The sequence below is a fragment of the Agrobacterium sp. 22-214-1 genome (assembly GCF_053522465.1).
Window position 1 is genome coordinate 317,538 of record NZ_JBNWCK010000005.1, and the last position, 15,222, is coordinate 332,759.

General features: G+C 56.4%; 17 protein-coding genes. 9 read left to right on the top strand and 8 right to left on the bottom strand.

The genetic code is table 11. The features are described from left to right. Window positions 1-18 precede the first annotated feature (18 nt). From rsmG to hemE, 6 genes are all read right to left on the bottom strand, one after another. Entirely contained in the window at window positions 19-636 is a 618-nt protein-coding gene (gene rsmG, locus ACQZ5G_RS19225) for a 16S rRNA (guanine(527)-N(7))-methyltransferase RsmG (RefSeq protein ID WP_448738050.1), read from the bottom strand. A gap of 11 nt (window positions 637-647) precedes the next feature. After that, window positions 648-2,531, bottom strand: coding sequence for a tRNA uridine-5-carboxymethylaminomethyl(34) synthesis enzyme MnmG (gene mnmG, locus ACQZ5G_RS19230; protein WP_448738051.1), 1,884 nt, complete (start codon window positions 2,529-2,531; stop codon window positions 648-650). A gap of 63 nt (window positions 2,532-2,594) precedes the next feature. Then, entirely contained in the window at window positions 2,595-3,926 is a 1,332-nt protein-coding gene (gene mnmE / locus ACQZ5G_RS19235) for a tRNA uridine-5-carboxymethylaminomethyl(34) synthesis GTPase MnmE (RefSeq protein WP_448738052.1), read from the bottom strand. Window positions 3,927-4,012: 86 nt separating this feature from the next. Further along, the gene (gene rho / locus ACQZ5G_RS19240) at window positions 4,013-5,278 is read right to left on the bottom strand and encodes a transcription termination factor Rho (RefSeq protein WP_004444236.1); all 1,266 of its coding nucleotides are present in this window, start codon (window positions 5,276-5,278) and stop codon (window positions 4,013-4,015) included. Window positions 5,279-5,464: 186 nt separating this feature from the next. After that, window positions 5,465-6,010 carry a protoporphyrinogen oxidase HemJ gene (gene hemJ / locus ACQZ5G_RS19245; RefSeq protein WP_448738053.1) on the bottom strand — a complete coding sequence of 182 codons (546 nt, stop codon included), beginning with the start codon at window positions 6,008-6,010 and terminating at the stop codon, window positions 5,465-5,467. Next, window positions 6,007-7,041, bottom strand: coding sequence for a uroporphyrinogen decarboxylase (gene hemE, locus ACQZ5G_RS19250; RefSeq protein ID WP_448738054.1), 1,035 nt, complete (start codon window positions 7,039-7,041; stop codon window positions 6,007-6,009). The genes hemJ and hemE overlap by 4 nt, the downstream gene beginning before the upstream one ends. A gap of 408 nt (window positions 7,042-7,449) precedes the next feature. On the opposite strand from hemE, the gene ACQZ5G_RS19255 reads away from it, so the two are divergent. From ACQZ5G_RS19255 to dnaQ, 5 genes are read left to right on the top strand one after another with little or no spacing between them, the layout of a single operon-like run. Continuing rightward, the gene (locus tag ACQZ5G_RS19255; RefSeq protein ID WP_003521149.1) at window positions 7,450-8,271 is read left to right on the top strand and encodes a pyruvate, water dikinase regulatory protein; all 822 of its coding nucleotides are present in this window, start codon (window positions 7,450-7,452) and stop codon (window positions 8,269-8,271) included. 31 nt (window positions 8,272-8,302) lie between these two features. Further along, a complete protein-coding gene (locus tag ACQZ5G_RS19260; RefSeq protein WP_448738055.1) occupies window positions 8,303-8,902 on the top strand; it encodes a Maf-like protein in 600 nt (199 codons plus the stop codon). Next, on the top strand, window positions 8,895-9,755 hold the full coding sequence (locus ACQZ5G_RS19265) for a shikimate dehydrogenase (RefSeq protein ID WP_448738056.1): 861 nt from the start codon (window positions 8,895-8,897) through the stop codon (window positions 9,753-9,755). Before ACQZ5G_RS19260 ends, ACQZ5G_RS19265 begins: the two co-directional genes overlap by 8 nt. Beyond that, window positions 9,755-10,363, top strand: coding sequence for a dephospho-CoA kinase (coaE, locus tag ACQZ5G_RS19270; protein WP_448738057.1), 609 nt, complete (start codon window positions 9,755-9,757; stop codon window positions 10,361-10,363). The genes ACQZ5G_RS19265 and coaE overlap by 1 nt, the downstream gene beginning before the upstream one ends. Continuing rightward, the gene (gene dnaQ, locus ACQZ5G_RS19275; RefSeq protein WP_003521153.1) at window positions 10,356-11,054 is read left to right on the top strand and encodes a DNA polymerase III subunit epsilon; all 699 of its coding nucleotides are present in this window, start codon (window positions 10,356-10,358) and stop codon (window positions 11,052-11,054) included. The genes coaE and dnaQ overlap by 8 nt, the downstream gene beginning before the upstream one ends. Before the next feature lie 102 nt (window positions 11,055-11,156). On the opposite strand, the gene secB is transcribed toward dnaQ, so the two are convergent. Together secB and ACQZ5G_RS19285 are read right to left on the bottom strand one after the other, a co-directional pair. Continuing rightward, window positions 11,157-11,639, bottom strand: coding sequence for a protein-export chaperone SecB (secB, locus tag ACQZ5G_RS19280; RefSeq protein WP_003521154.1), 483 nt, complete (start codon window positions 11,637-11,639; stop codon window positions 11,157-11,159). A 102-nt stretch (window positions 11,640-11,741) separates the two neighbouring features. Next, entirely contained in the window at window positions 11,742-12,290 is a 549-nt protein-coding gene (locus ACQZ5G_RS19285) for an FxsA family protein (protein WP_269831194.1), read from the bottom strand. Between the two features lie 140 nt (window positions 12,291-12,430). Between ACQZ5G_RS19285 and ACQZ5G_RS19290 the strand changes: the two genes are divergently transcribed. From ACQZ5G_RS19290 to ACQZ5G_RS19305, 4 genes are read left to right on the top strand one after another with little or no spacing between them, the layout of a single operon-like run. Continuing rightward, the gene (locus tag ACQZ5G_RS19290) at window positions 12,431-13,129 is read left to right on the top strand and encodes a Tim44/TimA family putative adaptor protein (RefSeq protein ID WP_003521156.1); all 699 of its coding nucleotides are present in this window, start codon (window positions 12,431-12,433) and stop codon (window positions 13,127-13,129) included. Beyond that, entirely contained in the window at window positions 13,126-14,238 is a 1,113-nt protein-coding gene (gene mltA / locus ACQZ5G_RS19295) for a murein transglycosylase A (RefSeq protein WP_448738058.1), read from the top strand. Before ACQZ5G_RS19290 ends, mltA begins: the two co-directional genes overlap by 4 nt. After that, window positions 14,235-14,804, top strand: a complete 570-nt coding sequence (locus ACQZ5G_RS19300; RefSeq protein ID WP_065656817.1) for a Smr/MutS family protein — start codon at window positions 14,235-14,237, stop codon at window positions 14,802-14,804. The genes mltA and ACQZ5G_RS19300 overlap by 4 nt, the downstream gene beginning before the upstream one ends. Further along, window positions 14,801-15,166 (top strand): helix-turn-helix domain-containing protein, encoded by a 366-nt coding sequence (locus ACQZ5G_RS19305; RefSeq protein ID WP_003521160.1) that lies wholly within the window; start codon window positions 14,801-14,803, stop codon window positions 15,164-15,166. The genes ACQZ5G_RS19300 and ACQZ5G_RS19305 overlap by 4 nt, the downstream gene beginning before the upstream one ends. The last annotated feature ends 56 nt before the right edge of the window (window positions 15,167-15,222 follow it).

Here is a 15,222-nt window from a genome sequence, read left to right on the forward strand (position 1 = left end):
CCGCACCTGGCCAGCTCATCAGCTCCTCAAAGCGAGGTTGCTGATTTCAAGAACAACAGAATCTGCCTCAATGGCACTCTGATGTTTTACCAGATCAAACTCCCAGCGACCATGTGCTTTCTGCACTTCAGAATCATAATCCCGGCCTTTATTAAAATAGGCCTTGAGATTCGGGTTATTCTGCGCCCAGGGATGGATATAATCGAAAAGCAGATCCAGTTCGGCGAGTGCGCGCGCTGAAACAGCATCGCAATTTTTGATGATTTCCGGTGCTGTCTCGATCCTGACAGGGTGGACTGCACCTCTTGCACCGGTTTCCTTCAGTGCAATTCGCAAGAATGCCGCCTTTTTATTGTTGCTTTCGACCAGATCAACCCAACCGTCGCCAAGCTCCGCCAGAAAAATCGCAGTGACGACACCGGGGAATCCGCCACCGCTTCCAAGATCAATCCACTTTTTTGGCTGAGAAGAAAGCTGGAATATTTGCGCGCTGTCGGCCACATGCCGGTTCCAGAGCTCGGCGAGAGTGGAAGGCGCTACCAGATTTGTGGTTTTGTTCCACTTCTTAAAAAGCTCGACAAAATGTTCGAGCCTTTCCTGTGTTTCACGTGAAACACTCTGGCCGTTTATCTTCATAATCCGACTCGCTATTGGTGCATGCGTAATTTTTCACTTCGCGTTGCGGAATCCTTCCGCAGAAGTGCGAGCAGCAGCGATATCGCAGCCGGCGTCATGCCGTCAACACGAGCAGCCTGGGCAATATTCTCAGGACGGGCTTTTTCCAGCTTTTGTTTAAGCTCGTTGGAGAGGCCGGACAGGCACTTGAAATCAAAGTCATCCGGGATTTTTCTGTCTTCGTCCCGTTTGATATCGACGATATCAGCGCTCTGCCTCTGCATATAGACCGCATAACTCGCCTCGATCTGCAAGACCTCGGCAACTTTTCCGTCAAGGGCGCCCAATTCCGGCCAATGTTCGGTAAGAACTTCGAGGGTCATATCCGGATAGGCCAGCAATTCATAAACGGACCGTCGTTGACCGTCCTGATTAAGTTTCAACCCCTGCTTCGCCGCCTGGGATGGGCTGATGGAAATCGCCTTCATCAGCTCTCGACCGCGATCCAGATCGGAAATGAAATTTACGAAGCGTTCCTGCCGCGCGCGGCCGACAATGCCAGCCATCTGACCGACTGGTGTAAGCCGCAGATCCGCATTGTCCACGCGCAGCGAAAGACGATACTCGGCTCTGGACGTAAACATGCGGTAGGGTTCGCTGACACCTTTCGACGTCAGGTCATCAATCATGACGCCGATATAAGACTCGGTTCGGCTAAAATAGACCGGATCGGCGTCGCCGGCATAAAGCGATGCATTCAAGCCGGCAACGAGACCCTGAGCGCCCGCTTCTTCATAACCCGTCGTGCCATTAATCTGCCCGGCCAGAAACAATCCGGGAATCTTGCGGCATTCCAGCGACGGCTTCAGCTCGCGCGGATCGACATAGTCATATTCGATCGCGTAACCCGGCTGCAGGATCGTCACCTGCTCAAGGCCCGGTATCGTTCGGATAAATTGCTCCTGAACGGAAGCGGGAAGGGACGTCGATATGCCGTTTGGGTAAATGGTGTGATCGTCGAGACCTTCCGGCTCGAGGAATATCTGATGACCGTCCCGTTCACCGAAACGGGTGATCTTATCCTCAATCGAAGGGCAATAACGGGGACCGACCCCCTCGATCTGTCCGGAATACATCGCCGATAGATGAATATTGTCTTGAATGATCTTGTGGCCAGCCGGGGTGGTGCGAGTTACACCACATTCTATTTGCGGATTGAGAATACGATCCGTCATGAAGGAAAAAGGGACAGGGTCCTCATCGGCGGCCTGCCGATCCACCGCATTCCAGTCAATGGTACGTCCGTCCAGTCGGGCAGGGGTACCGGTTTTCAGGCGCCCCATAACGAGACCCAGCCGCGAGAGCGTGTCCGAGAGGCCAATAGACGGCATTTCACCAACGCGTCCCGCCGGGATCTTTTCGGAACCGATATGAATGAGACCGCGCAGGAAGGTGCCACTCGTCAGCACGACCGCACCACAAGGAATCCGGCTACCGTTCTTCATAATAACGGCGGCGACGCGATCATTGGCCATCTCAATATCGAAAGCATCGCCTTCAATGATGGTCAGGTTATCAATCGCATCGATCTCACGCTGCATGGCTTCGCGGTAAAGCCGCCGGTCGGCTTGCGTGCGCGGACCACGGACGGCCGGCCCCTTTTTACGGTTGAGCATGCGGAATTGGATGCCCGCTGCATCGGCAACCCGACCCATCAAGCCATCCAGTGCATCGATCTCACGAACGAGGTGCCCCTTGCCCAGACCGCCGATAGCAGGGTTGCAGGACATGACGCCAATCGTCTCACGTTTGTGGGTAACAAGGGCGGTTTTTGCACCATGCCTTGCAGCAGCGGCCGCGGCTTCACTGCCCGCGTGGCCACCACCAATAACAACGACATCGAATGACTGGTGCATATCCTTGCGCCCTGTTCTCTCAGCATCGACATCACCGCCTCGGCCGCCGATGTTTCACGTGAATCATTTTCCTATGCAGAATTCCGAGAAGATCACGCCAAGCAAATCTTCCACATCAACGCGGCCGGTAATCCGTCCAAGCGATGTCGCCGCGAGCCTTAAATATTCCGACCTTATCGCAAGGTCCAGGGTCCCAGAATTGAGCGCATCACTAACATAGTTCAGCGTCTCTTCAAGTCGTTTTTTATGCCTGGTGCGCGCGGGAACCAAAGTCTGGCCGGCACCGACACGTTTTTCTATCTCCTGCTTCAGCATCGAACGCAGTTCGTTCAAGCCTATCCCTTCCTTGGCTGAGATAGACAAATCAAATCCATCATCCAAGATAGGGGAATGAAGCGCTGTTTTCGTTCTAACTCGCAAGTAGCTCCGGTTTTTGAACGGTTCGAGAGATTGTTTCGGAAGCGAATCCTTATCCTGCAGCAGCAGAATGAGATCTGCGGTCTCCGCCGTCAGAACCGCGCGCCGCACGCCTTCAAGCTCCACGACATCCTGTGTTTCCCGTATTCCTGCCGTATCGAATATCCGGACGAGATATCCTTCCAGATTGATGTCAACGCTCAAGACATCTCTCGTGGTGCCGGCAATATCGGTAACGATAGCAACATCGCGGCCGCTAAGGGCGTTCAAAAGAGTGGATTTGCCTGCATTCGGTTCACCGACGAGGGCGACCTTGAACCCGTCGCGAATGATTTCTCCGCTTTCGCCACCCTGGAGATGATCGCCGATTTCCTTTTTGAGAAGCGCCATGGCTTCCCAAACCTGAGCCGCCACGGAATCCGGAACATCCTCCTCGTCGGCAAAATCCAGTTCCGCTTCGATGAGAGCGCGAGCGCGCGTCAGGCGGCTAGCCCAGCCATCATAGAGTGCCGACAATTTGCCAGTGCTCTGTTCCACCGCCAACCGCCGCTGCATTTCCGTTTCAGCCTGCAACAGATCGGCGAGGCCTTCGACCTCAAGGAGATCCATCTTCCCATTCTCGAAGGCTCTACGAGAGAATTCACCGGCATCGGCAGGCCGAAGTCCCTCTAGATTTTCAAGCTCGGCGAAAATCGAAGCCATGACAGCGCGACTGCCATGGCTATGAATTTCAACACAATGCTCACCCGTGAAAGAATTTGGCGCTGGAAAAGCAATTACCAGCGCCTGGTCGATGATCTCATCGTTTCGATTCCGAATCGAGCAGAGCGTAGCTTTTCGTGGTGAAGGAAGTTCCCGGCCCGTCAACATCTCCAAGGCATAGAAAGCCCTCGAGCCGCTGATCCTGAGAACAGCCACACCCGCCGGCAGGGCACCGCTGGAAAGCGCATAGATCGTATCGGCGGAAGCTGGCATCATTCACCTCGGTCTAAAACAGTCAAGCCGCATCCGAATAAACGGATACGGCTTTAAAGCTCTTATGATGAATCCGGCTAAAGTTCGGATCAGGTATTCATCGATTCGAAGAAATCCGAATTGTTCTTGGTCTGCTTCAGCTTGTCGATCAGGAACTCGATGGCGTCCATCGTACCCATCGGCGCGAGAATACGGCGAAGAACGAAAATCTTCTGCAGATCCTGACGCGGCACCAGCAGGTCTTCCTTACGCGTACCGGATTTCAGAATATCCAGTGCGGGGAAGATGCGCTTGTCGGCAACCTTGCGGTCGAGCACGATTTCCGAGTTACCGGTACCCTTGAATTCTTCGAAGATGACTTCATCCATACGGCTGCCGGTATCGATCAGCGCGGTTGCGATAATGGTCAGCGAACCGCCTTCTTCGATATTACGAGCGGCGCCGAAGAAACGCTTCGGGCGCTGCAGCGCGTTGGCATCCACACCACCCGTCAGAACCTTACCGGAGGAGGGAACAACCGTGTTGTAGGCACGGCCGAGGCGCGTGATGGAATCGAGCAGGATGACGACGTCACGACCATGTTCGACCAGGCGCTTCGCCTTTTCGATGACCATCTCGGCGACCTGCACGTGACGGACAGCGGGTTCGTCGAAGGTGGAGGAGACAACCTCACCCTTCACGGAACGCTGCATGTCGGTCACTTCTTCCGGACGCTCATCGATCAGGAGAACGATCAGATAGCATTCCGGATGATTTGCCGTGATGGAATGGGCGATGTTCTGCAACAGAACGGTCTTACCGGTGCGCGGCGGCGCGACGATCAATCCGCGCTGACCCTTGCCGAGCGGCGCGACGAGATCGATCACACGCGACGACAAATCCTTCGAGGTCGGAACATCCAGTTCCATCTTGAAGCGCTCATTCGGATAAAGCGGCGTCAGATTGTCGAAGTGAACCTTGTGGCGGATCTTTTCCGGATCGTCGAAATTGATCGTATTGACCTTGAGAAGCGCGAAATAACGTTCGCCTTCCTTGGGGCCGCGGATCGGGCCTTCAACGGTATCGCCTGTCTTCAGCGAGAAGCGGCGGATCTGCGACGGCGAGATATAGATATCGTCCGGACCGGGCAGATAGTTTGCATTTGCGGATCGCAGGAACCCGAAACCGTCCTGCAGGACTTCAACGACGCCCTCGCCGATGATTTCGATGTCCTGGCTCGCGAGAACCTTGAGGATTGCGAACATGAGCTCCTGCTTGCGCATGGTGCTCGCATTTTCAACTTCCAGGGATTCGGCAAAAGTCAGCAAGTCGGTAGGCGATTTGCTCTTAAGTTCCTGAAGCTTCATTTCAGCCATGAAGAGAAGACCGTTTGATAATGTAATGTCGGGGGAGGGCGTGTTCGCGAATCAGATGCTGTGGGAGATACCGCAGATGACTGAATAATTCACATGCCACGAAGATGAGTGGCCCGAAAATAGCGATTGAACACGGCCGCTGCAAGAGGAAAGCACGAATTCCGCGAAATTTATCGTCGCACCGTCTTAACCGAAGGGTTTCACAACCACAAGTAAGACGATGAGGATCATCAGCACCGTCGGAACCTCGTTCATCAACCGCCAGTGACGGGCAGGCCGCGTATTTTCATCCCGCGCGAAACGTTTTGCACTGCGTGTGAAATAAACATGGGTCGCAGTCAGAAACACCACCAGTGCGATCTTGGCATGCAGCCAGCCGCCGGAAAAACCATAAACCGACCAGGCGAGATAAAGTCCCAATATCCAGGATATCATCATCGCCGGGTTCATGATCACCTTGATCAGCCGCTGCTCCATCACCTTGAAGGTTTCAGACTGCTGCGAACCGGCGGGTGCATCCGTGTGGTAGATGAAGAGCCGCGGCAGGTAAAAAATCGCCGCCATCCAGGAAATAACGGCGATGATATGCAGCGCCTTTATCCAGAGATAGAGATCGGCCGGATCGGCATAAAATAACAGGGCGACGAAGGCAGCAAAGACACCCAGCGCAATGCCGGCGCGCAATGCCGCCCGGTTTCCGGAACGGGTGGATGTCTGTTTTTCGCCGCTCATGCCCCGGCTCCGCCGGCACGCACCCGCTCCACCAGCCGGGTGACGTTTTCCGGGTCAGCCTGCGGGGTGATGCCATGGCCGAGATTGAAGATCAGCGGACCCTGTGCAAGAGCCTGCAGCACGGCATCTATACCATCCTGCAGCGCCCTGCCTCCTGCCACCATCAGCATGGGGTCGAGATTGCCCTGCACGGGCCCCTCTTTCTGCAAATCCCTTGCAAAGCTGAGAGGCACCGACCAGTCGAGCCCAATGGCGTCGGCGCCCGTCTTGCGACGATAATCCTTGAGAAGATAACCAGCCCCCTTGGCGAAGGCGATGATTTTTGCCGAAGGCCGACGGGCGCGCACCGATGCGATAATGCGGGCAACGGGTTTTATCGCATAATCCTCAAATTCCTTCTCACCGAGCACGCCAGCCCAGGAATCGAAGATTTGAACCGCATCCGCACCTGCATCGATCTGTGCGACCAGATAATCGGCGGAAACGTCGGCGAGGAAAGCCAGCAGCTTTTCCATGGCCACCGGCTCCTGATAACCGAACAGCCGCGCCGGGGCCTGATCCGGCGTTCCGTGTCCTGCAATCATATAAGTCGCAACCGTCCACGGCGCGCCGCAGAAACCGAGAAGCGTCGTTTCATCGGGCAAAGAGGCGCGCAGACGGGAAACGGTTTCAAAAACAGGAGAAAGATGCGCCATGACATTTGCGGCATCCAGCTTCTCGATACCGCTGACATCGATCGGGTCCATGGCCGGACCTTTTCCTTCGCTGAAAGACACGTTGCGATGAAGCGCGTCGGGTATCACCAGAATATCGGAAAAGAGAATGGCGGCATCGAGCCCGAACCGGCGAATGGGTTGGAGAGTAACCTCCATCGCCAGTTCGGGACTATAACAGAGATCGAGGAAACTACCGGCGCTCTTTCGCGTTTCCCTGTACTCGGGAAGATAACGCCCAGCCTGTCGCATCAGCCATATGGGCGGCGGTGTGACCGTCTGCCCGTTCAACACCGTCATAACCTTACGTTCGCTCATGGCACCCAGCTTCTAAAAAATAAAATCAAAGAGATTTAAAAGATTTTCTATTTCTTAGAGTCTGTGGGTAGCAAGGATTAAAATCATTCCAGTCGAAATGCCGCAGCCGTAGAATTCCAAGCGTGCCTGCGGATGTTATCGGCCCAATTGTTTTGGAATAATCCGGAAAATAGAAATTTTATAAATAATTTCAGTTATTTATGGCGACCCGGAAAAACAGTTCGACTGTGGATAGTCTGGGGAAAATTTTGAACGGTTCCGCATTCTTCCAACAATTCACAAGCACGTCGGAGACGATTGAAGCCACTTGCGGATTGTGGAAAAACACCACCTTATTCACGTCGCGGTTCGACCCGCAGGACAATTCGGAGATTTGTCCCGGTTTATCAACAGCGGGAGAAAAACAGCGTGGAGAACAAAAAAAGCTTCTTCCATCTGCACCTGATTTCGGACTCAACGGGAGAGACTCTGATGTCGGCCGGTCGGGCCGTTTCGGCCCAGTTCCACGCCTCCATGCCGGTGGAACATGTCTATCCGATGATTCGAAACCAGAAGCAGCTCGCGCAGGTCGTCGATCTCATCGATAAGGAACCGGGCATTGTTCTCTATACGATCGTCGACCAGCAGCTGGCCGAGTTTCTGGATCTGCGGTGCCATGCGATTGGCGTGCCCTGCGTGAACGTCCTTGAACCCATCATCGGCATCTTCCAGACCTATTTAGGTGCGCCGTCCAGACGGCGGGTGGGTGCGCAACATGCCTTGAATGCGGATTATTTCGCCAGGATCGAGGCGCTCAATTTCGCCATGGATCATGATGACGGGCAAATGCCCGAAACCTATGATGAGGCTGATATCGTCATCATCGGCATCAGCCGCACCTCAAAAACACCGACCAGCATCTATCTCGCCAACAGGGGGATAAAGACCGCCAATATACCGGTCGTTCCCAATGTGCCTTTGCCCGACAGCCTCTATGCGGCCACGCGGCCGTTGATCGTCGGGCTGGTCGCGACATCGGACCGGATATCGCAGGTGCGCGAAAACCGGGAACTCGGCGCGACGGGCGGATTTGACAGTGGTCGATACACGGATCGCGCCACCATCATGGAAGAGCTGAAATATGCACGAGCGCTCTGCGCCCGCAACAATTGGCCGCTGATCGATGTCACGCGCCGTTCCATCGAGGAAACGGCGGCGGCCATCCTTGCCCTTCGTTCGAGGACACGATAATCCGAATCGCACCATTCGGAGCAGACAGTCGATGCAACAAGAATTGATCCTCGCCTCGTCCAGCGCATCCCGCCAGATGCTGATGCGCAATGCGGGGCTGACATTTTCGGCCATCCCGGCGGATATTGACGAGCGTGCGCTCGATGAACAGCTGGAACGAGACGGCGCCAGTCCGGAAGAGGTTGCGCTGGAACTCGCTAAGGCCAAGGCTCTTGCAGTCAGCGCGCTTTATCCGAAAGCACTGGTTCTCGGCTGCGACCAGACCATGGCGCTCGGCGCCCGTGTTTATCACAAGCCGAAAACCATGGCGGAGGCCGAAGGGCATCTGCTGTCATTGTCTGGCAAGGTCCATCGCCTGAACAGCGCCGCCGTTCTCGTCCGACATGGTGAGGTAGTGTGGCAAATCGTTTCCAGCGCCGAGCTGACCGTTCGGACTTTGAGCGCCGAATTTGTCTCCCGCCACCTGCAACGGGTGGGAGAAAAGGCCCTGAGCAGCGTTGGCGCGTATCAGCTCGAAGGAGAGGGAATCCAGCTATTCACCTCGATCGAAGGCGATTATTTCACGATTCTCGGGCTGCCGCTTCTACCGCTTTTATCGAAATTACGCGATATGGATGTCATCGATGGCTGATTCACGTGAAACATTAACCATAAACGCCTTCGTTGTCGGCTATCCGATCAAGCATTCGCGATCGCCTATTATACATTCCTATTGGCTGAGGAAATTCGGCATTGCCGGTTCCTATAAGGCGGTGGAAATCTCTCCGGACGACTTCGCGAATTTCATTGCAACGCTGAAGCAGGGTAGGCCAGGCACGGCTGTCGGCGGCAATGTCACCATTCCCCATAAGGAAGCGGCTTACCGGCTGGCAGACAGACCAGATGCTCTGGCGGAAGAACTTGGCGCCGCCAATACTGTCTGGATGGAGGAGGGCGAGCTTCACGCCACCAATACGGATGGCTATGGTTTCGTCTCCAATCTCGATGAGCGGCATCCGGGCTGGGACAGGACAGAGCGGGCAGTGGTTCTGGGTGCCGGCGGCGCGAGTCGGGCGGTCATTCAGTCGCTGCGTGATCGCGGCATTGCCGAAATCCACGTTCTCAACCGTACCGTCGAACGGGCGCGCGAACTGGCCGACCGTTTTGGGCCGCGGGTTTTTTCCCATCCCCAGGCGGCGCTTCATGAGGTCATGCAGGGTGCCGGGCTTTTCGTGAATACGACGTCGCTCGGCATGGATGGAACGGAAGCGCCGCATCTTGATTTTTCGCCGCTGGCAGATCAGGCCGTCGTAACCGATATCGTCTATGTGCCGTTGAAAACCCCGATCCTGAAAATGGCGGAAGAGCAGGGCATCGCAACCGTCGACGGGCTCGGCATGCTGCTTCATCAGGCAAAACCCGGTTTCAAACGATGGTTCGGCAAAACGCCGGAGGTCGATGAGGCCCTGCGTTCTCTCATCATCGAGGATATGGAGAAACATTGATGATCGTTATCGGTCTCACCGGCTCGATTGGAATGGGAAAAACGACGACGGCGAAGTTGTTTGCCGGGGAGGGGGTTCCGGTTCTCGATTCGGATGAGGTCGTGCACGGGCTTTACCGGGCGGAAGCCGCTCCGCTGATCGAAGCGGCCTTTCCTGGCACTACCGTTTCCGGTGCGGTGGACAGGCAGAAACTTGGCGAAGTATTGCGGCAGAATCCGGCTAATTTCAGCAGACTGGAAGAGATCGTGCATCCGCTGGTGCGTGGAAGGCAGGAGGCGTTTCTGGCGCAGGCGAGGAAAGAGGATCGGCAATTCGCCCTCCTCGATATTCCGCTGCTGTTCGAAACCGGGGCGGAAAGCCGGGTCGATAAAGTCGTTGTTGTCAGTTGCGCACCGGAGATTCAGCGAGAGCGGGTTCTGTCCCGACCGGGAATGACGGGAGAGAAATTCGAAATGATCCTCGCCCGGCAGATGCCCGACGCGGAAAAGCGCCGGCGTGCCGATTTTATCGTCGATTCCGGAACTGGTGTCGAAGCGGCACGGGATCAGGTAAGAGAGGTTCTGCAGAAACTGGCCGCTGAGTCGCGCCGCGGAGAGATGAATGCGTGAGATCATTTTCGATACGGAAACCACGGGCCTTGAATCGAAGCTGGACCGCGTGATTGAAATCGGCGGCATCGAGCTGATCAACCACTTTCCCACCGGCCGCACCCTGCATCTCTACATCAGCCCGGAAGATCGCAAGGTTCACCCCGACGCACTTGCCGTTCACGGGATTACCGACGAGTTTCTGAAGGATAAACCCAAATTCGCCGAGGTTGTCGACCAGATTCGCGACTTCTTCGAGGGCGCGCGCTGGGTGGCGCATAATGCCACATTCGACATGGGCTTCATCAACGCGGAATTCGCCCGTCTCGGCATTGAACCGGTCGCCGCCGATCTGGTGACGGATACGCTTTCGCTCGCCCGTCGCAAGCACCCTATGGGACCGAACTCGCTGGACGCGCTTTGCCGTCGTTACGGCATCGACAATTCCCACCGTACCAAGCACGGCGCTCTTCTCGACTCCGAACTGCTCGCCGAAGTTTATATTGAGATGATCGGCGGGCGCCAGACGGCGCTCGGTTTCGGTTCCGCCGCCAAGCAGGAAACCATCATCGTCGAGGAAGACGTTCCGCTTGAGCCGCTGCAAAGGCCGCGGGCTTTGCCCTCGAGGCTGGATGCGGAAACGGTCGCGGCCCATGGCAAACTCGTTCTCGGCATGGGCGATAAGGCGATCTGGAACCGTTACCAGAATTGATGCCTGTCCAGGCACCGGAAACGGTGAATGCCGTCAAAGAAAAACCCGGGCTTGAACCCGGGTTTTGTTTTGTCTGAATTCTGCAGCGCAGAGCCGCATCACTTAGTTCGGTACGGCCTGAACCTTGGCCTTTGCCTGTTCCTCGGCAACGCGCTGGGCGAACATCTGCGCGAAATCGATCGGATCGATCATCAGCGGCGGGAAACCGCCATTGCGGGTAACGTCCGCAATGATCTGGCGCGCGAAGGGGAACAGCAGGCGCGGGCATTCGATGAACAGCACCGGCAGCATATGTTCCTGCGGGAAACCGGCGATGCGGAACACCCCGCCATAAACCAGTTCGGCCGCGAACAGCACCTTGTCGCCATCCTTGGCTTCCGCGTTCAGCGTCAGGACAACATCGAAATCCGAACCCGAGATCGGGTTTGCATTGACGTTGACATTGATGTTGATCGACGGTGCATTGTCACGGGCCTGAAGCGAGCGAGGAGCACCCGGATTTTCGAAGGAAAGATCCTTGATGTACTGGGCAAGAATGTTGAGGGAAGGACTTACTGCGCCCTGTGCACCATTTTCAGCGGTCATTACATTTCCTCACGGCGTGAATTCGTGGAAGGCGGTCTATCATTTCGACCGGGGGCTTACAACCCTTCGTGATCGGGTCATCGCGATCCATTCCGCCCGGGATCAGGGTTTGGGCAGATCGCGATCGTCCGGTTTGCGCGACCATGGCGAACCCTTTGGCTCTTCGCGATGAAACTCCTCCTCGTCGAGATCCACCACCTTCGAATTGCGCGCACGTCCCGGATCATTCCGAAAGCCGGAAAAATCACCGGGCTGAGGACCGGATTGCTGGCCGGATTGCCGAAAGGAACCCGCAACGACGACGCGCGGCCCGAAGGCTTTCCAGAAAAAGCGCCGCACGGTGGGCGACAGAAGCAGAAGGCCGAGAATGTCGGTAATGAAACCGGGAATGAAGAGCAGAATCCCGGCAACGACGCGCATGGCGCCATTCACCAGCTCATCCGCCGGCTGCGCGCCGGTGCGGCCCGCATCCTGAAGATTTCTCACCATGCCGATGCCGCCCAGCCGCAGGATGAGCAACCCCAGAAACGAGGTGAACAGGACAAGCGCCAATGTCAGCCACAAACCGATCGCCTTGCCGACAATGATGAAACCGGCAATTTCGAGGATGGGCATCATCAGGATGACGATGGGGAGAAAGGAAAAACGCATCTTCTAGCCTTGCGTGTGCATCTCTGGCAGATTGCCGGTTCCCGGGACACCGATGATTGAATCTGCACATTTGAATGATGATAAGATGCAGACTATATGATGGTGTGGTTTTCGAATTTAAATGGCGGTTTTGGTAAAAGATGGGCTTCAGCGACTTTATCACATTGTTTTTTCTCGTTGCAGCGGTGCTGATCTTCTTTCAGCTGCGCAGTGTCCTCGGTCGCCGCACGGGCAATGAGAAGCCGCCATTCGACCCCTATAGCCCGCGAGATGTGGCGAAGGGTCCCGTTGCAGACGATAACAAGGTCGTGACCCTGCCGAGGCGCAGCGAGGGTGACGACGAAAACCGTTTTGCCGAGGCGGATGCGCTTGCGCCCGTCGATACGCCGCTCAATGCGTCGCTGCGTGAGGTGATGACAAGGGACCCATCCTTCGGGCCGAAGGAATTCCTGAACGGCGCCCGCATGGCCTATGAAATGATTGTCATGGGCTTTGCCGATGGCGACCGCAAGACGCTCAAGAACCTTCTGTCGAAGGAGGTTTTCGATGGTTTCGAGGCGGCCATTTCCGAGAGGGAAGGTCGTGGCGAGGTGGTGAAGTCCACCTTCGTGGGTATCGAGAAAGCAGATATCACCCAGGCCAGTGTGCGCGATTCCGAAGTGCAGATCACGCTGAGGATCGTCAGCCAGCTGATTTCGGCGACCTATGACAAGGATGGCAAGCTGGTGGATGGCGATCCGGATGCGGTTGCGGAGGTGGACGACATCTGGACCTTCTCGCGCGATATCCGCTCGCGCGATCCGAACTGGAAGCTGATCGCTACCGAATCCGAGCAATGACCGCGCCCTTTTCGATCGAAGAAGTTTCTTTCAGCGACCTGCCCGGATGGCGGCAAGACGATCCGGGCAAGCTTTTTCCGGCGATGGCGACCATCCTGTCGCATCTTCGGAATGCAAAACCCTACAGGACCGGCGCGCTCGGGGTCACGGCGGCGGAACTGGTCTCGCTTCTGGAAAGCGCAGAGAAAAACCAGACAAGCAGCCCGGAACAGGCGCGCCGGTTTTTTGAAACCAATTGCGTGCCTTTCAGGATTTCTCCAGCTCAGGGAAAAAGCGGTTTCGTGACCGCTTTTTACGAACCCGAACTGGAAGTGTCGTCCGAGCCCGACGACATCTGGCGTTATCCGATTTACCGCCGGCCGTCGGAGCTGGTGGATATCGACGACGCCAATCGTCCTGCCGGTTTCGATACGTCCTATGCTTTCGGCAGGGAGGATGAAAACGGTATTTCTTATTTTCCAGACCGCCAGGCGATCGATGAAGGGTATCTGGAGGGCAGGGGCCTTGAGATTGCCTGGGCAAGATCGAAGGTCGACCTGTTTTTCGTTCATGTGCAGGGCGCGGCGCGTCTGGTGTTTCCCGATGGCGCGGTAAAGCGCATCACCTATGCGGCCAAGGCCGGGCACGCTTTTTCACCGATTGGCCGTCTGCTGCTCGACCGCGGGGAACTCGATCCGAAAACCGTGTCGATGCAGACGATCCGCAAATGGCTCGCTGACCATCCGGATAAGGTGGATGGGGTGCTATGGCATAACCGCTCCTATATTTTTTTCCGGGAGGCGGATGTCGCCGATCAGGATATGGGTCCGATTGCGGCTGCGAAGGTTCCGTTGGTCGCGAGGCGAGCGCTTGCAGTGGATAGGCTCATCCATACGTTCGGGCTTCCCTTCTTCATCCATGCGCCGTCGCTTACCCATCTCGATGACGGAAAACCTTTTGCGCGGCTGATGCTTGCGCTCGATACCGGCTCGGCCATCGTTGGCCCGGCGCGTGGCGATATTTTCACCGGCTCCGGTTTCGAAGCGGGAGAGCTGGCCGGTACGGTGCGCAATGAGGCCGATTTTTATATACTGATACCGCAGGTGGCTGCGCAGAGGTATCGGCGATGAAGAGCAGTCGCAAGCTCGGCAAGGAAGAGCGCATCCTGTGGGGAAAGGTCGCAAAAACCACGCGGCCGATCTCCGGCAGACTGGAAGACCTGCTGGCTTTCGATGACATAGAGGAACCTCCGGTGGAACCCGATGTTCCGCAGACCGGCAAAGGCGCTTTTCCGCGCATGCTTTTGGAGCCGGCCGAGCCGTCGCCACCCGCTCCGGACAAGAAGCCGAAGATTCATCAGCCGATGGAAAAACCGGTCAAACGCAAGCTCACCCGTGGCCGGCTGCCGCTGGAAGGGCGGATCGATCTGCACGGCATGTTTCAGAGCGAAGCCCATGCGGTGCTGCTTGATTTTCTGTTGCGCGCGCATGAACGCGGTCTGAGACACGTGCTCGTCATAACAGGCAAGGGCCGTTCCATCGGGAGCGATGGCGCGTTGAAAAGGGCGGTGCCCATGTGGTTTTCCAAGCCGGAATATCGCCACCTGATCTCATCCTATGAGGATGCATCCGCCAATCATGGCGGTGACGGCGCGCTTTATGTGCGGCTGGCGCGTCGGCGGGGTGAAAAGTCATGACGCCCTTTGCGGAGGCCGTGCGGCAGCTTCGCGAGCGCAAGGGCGTGACGCAGAAGGAAATGGCCGCCGCCATCGGCGTATCGCCGGCCTATCTTTCGGCGCTGGAGCATGGCAAGCGCGGCAAGCCGAGTTTCGATCTCCTCCAGCGCATCGCCGGATATTTCAACATCATCTGGGACGAGGCGGAGGAATTGTTCTTTCTGGCCGGTTCGTCCGACCCGAAAGTGGTGATCGACACCATCGGTCTGCCGCCGCAATATACGGCTTTCGCCAACAGGCTGGCACGGGATATTCGCAAGCTGCCGCCGAGTGTGGTAGAGGAACTGTCAGCCGTGCTGCAAAAAAGCCGTTCTTGCGATTGAAACCCCTCTATCCCCTGCTTTATGCAGCGTCCTGAAGCATGCGGCCTTTGGGATTG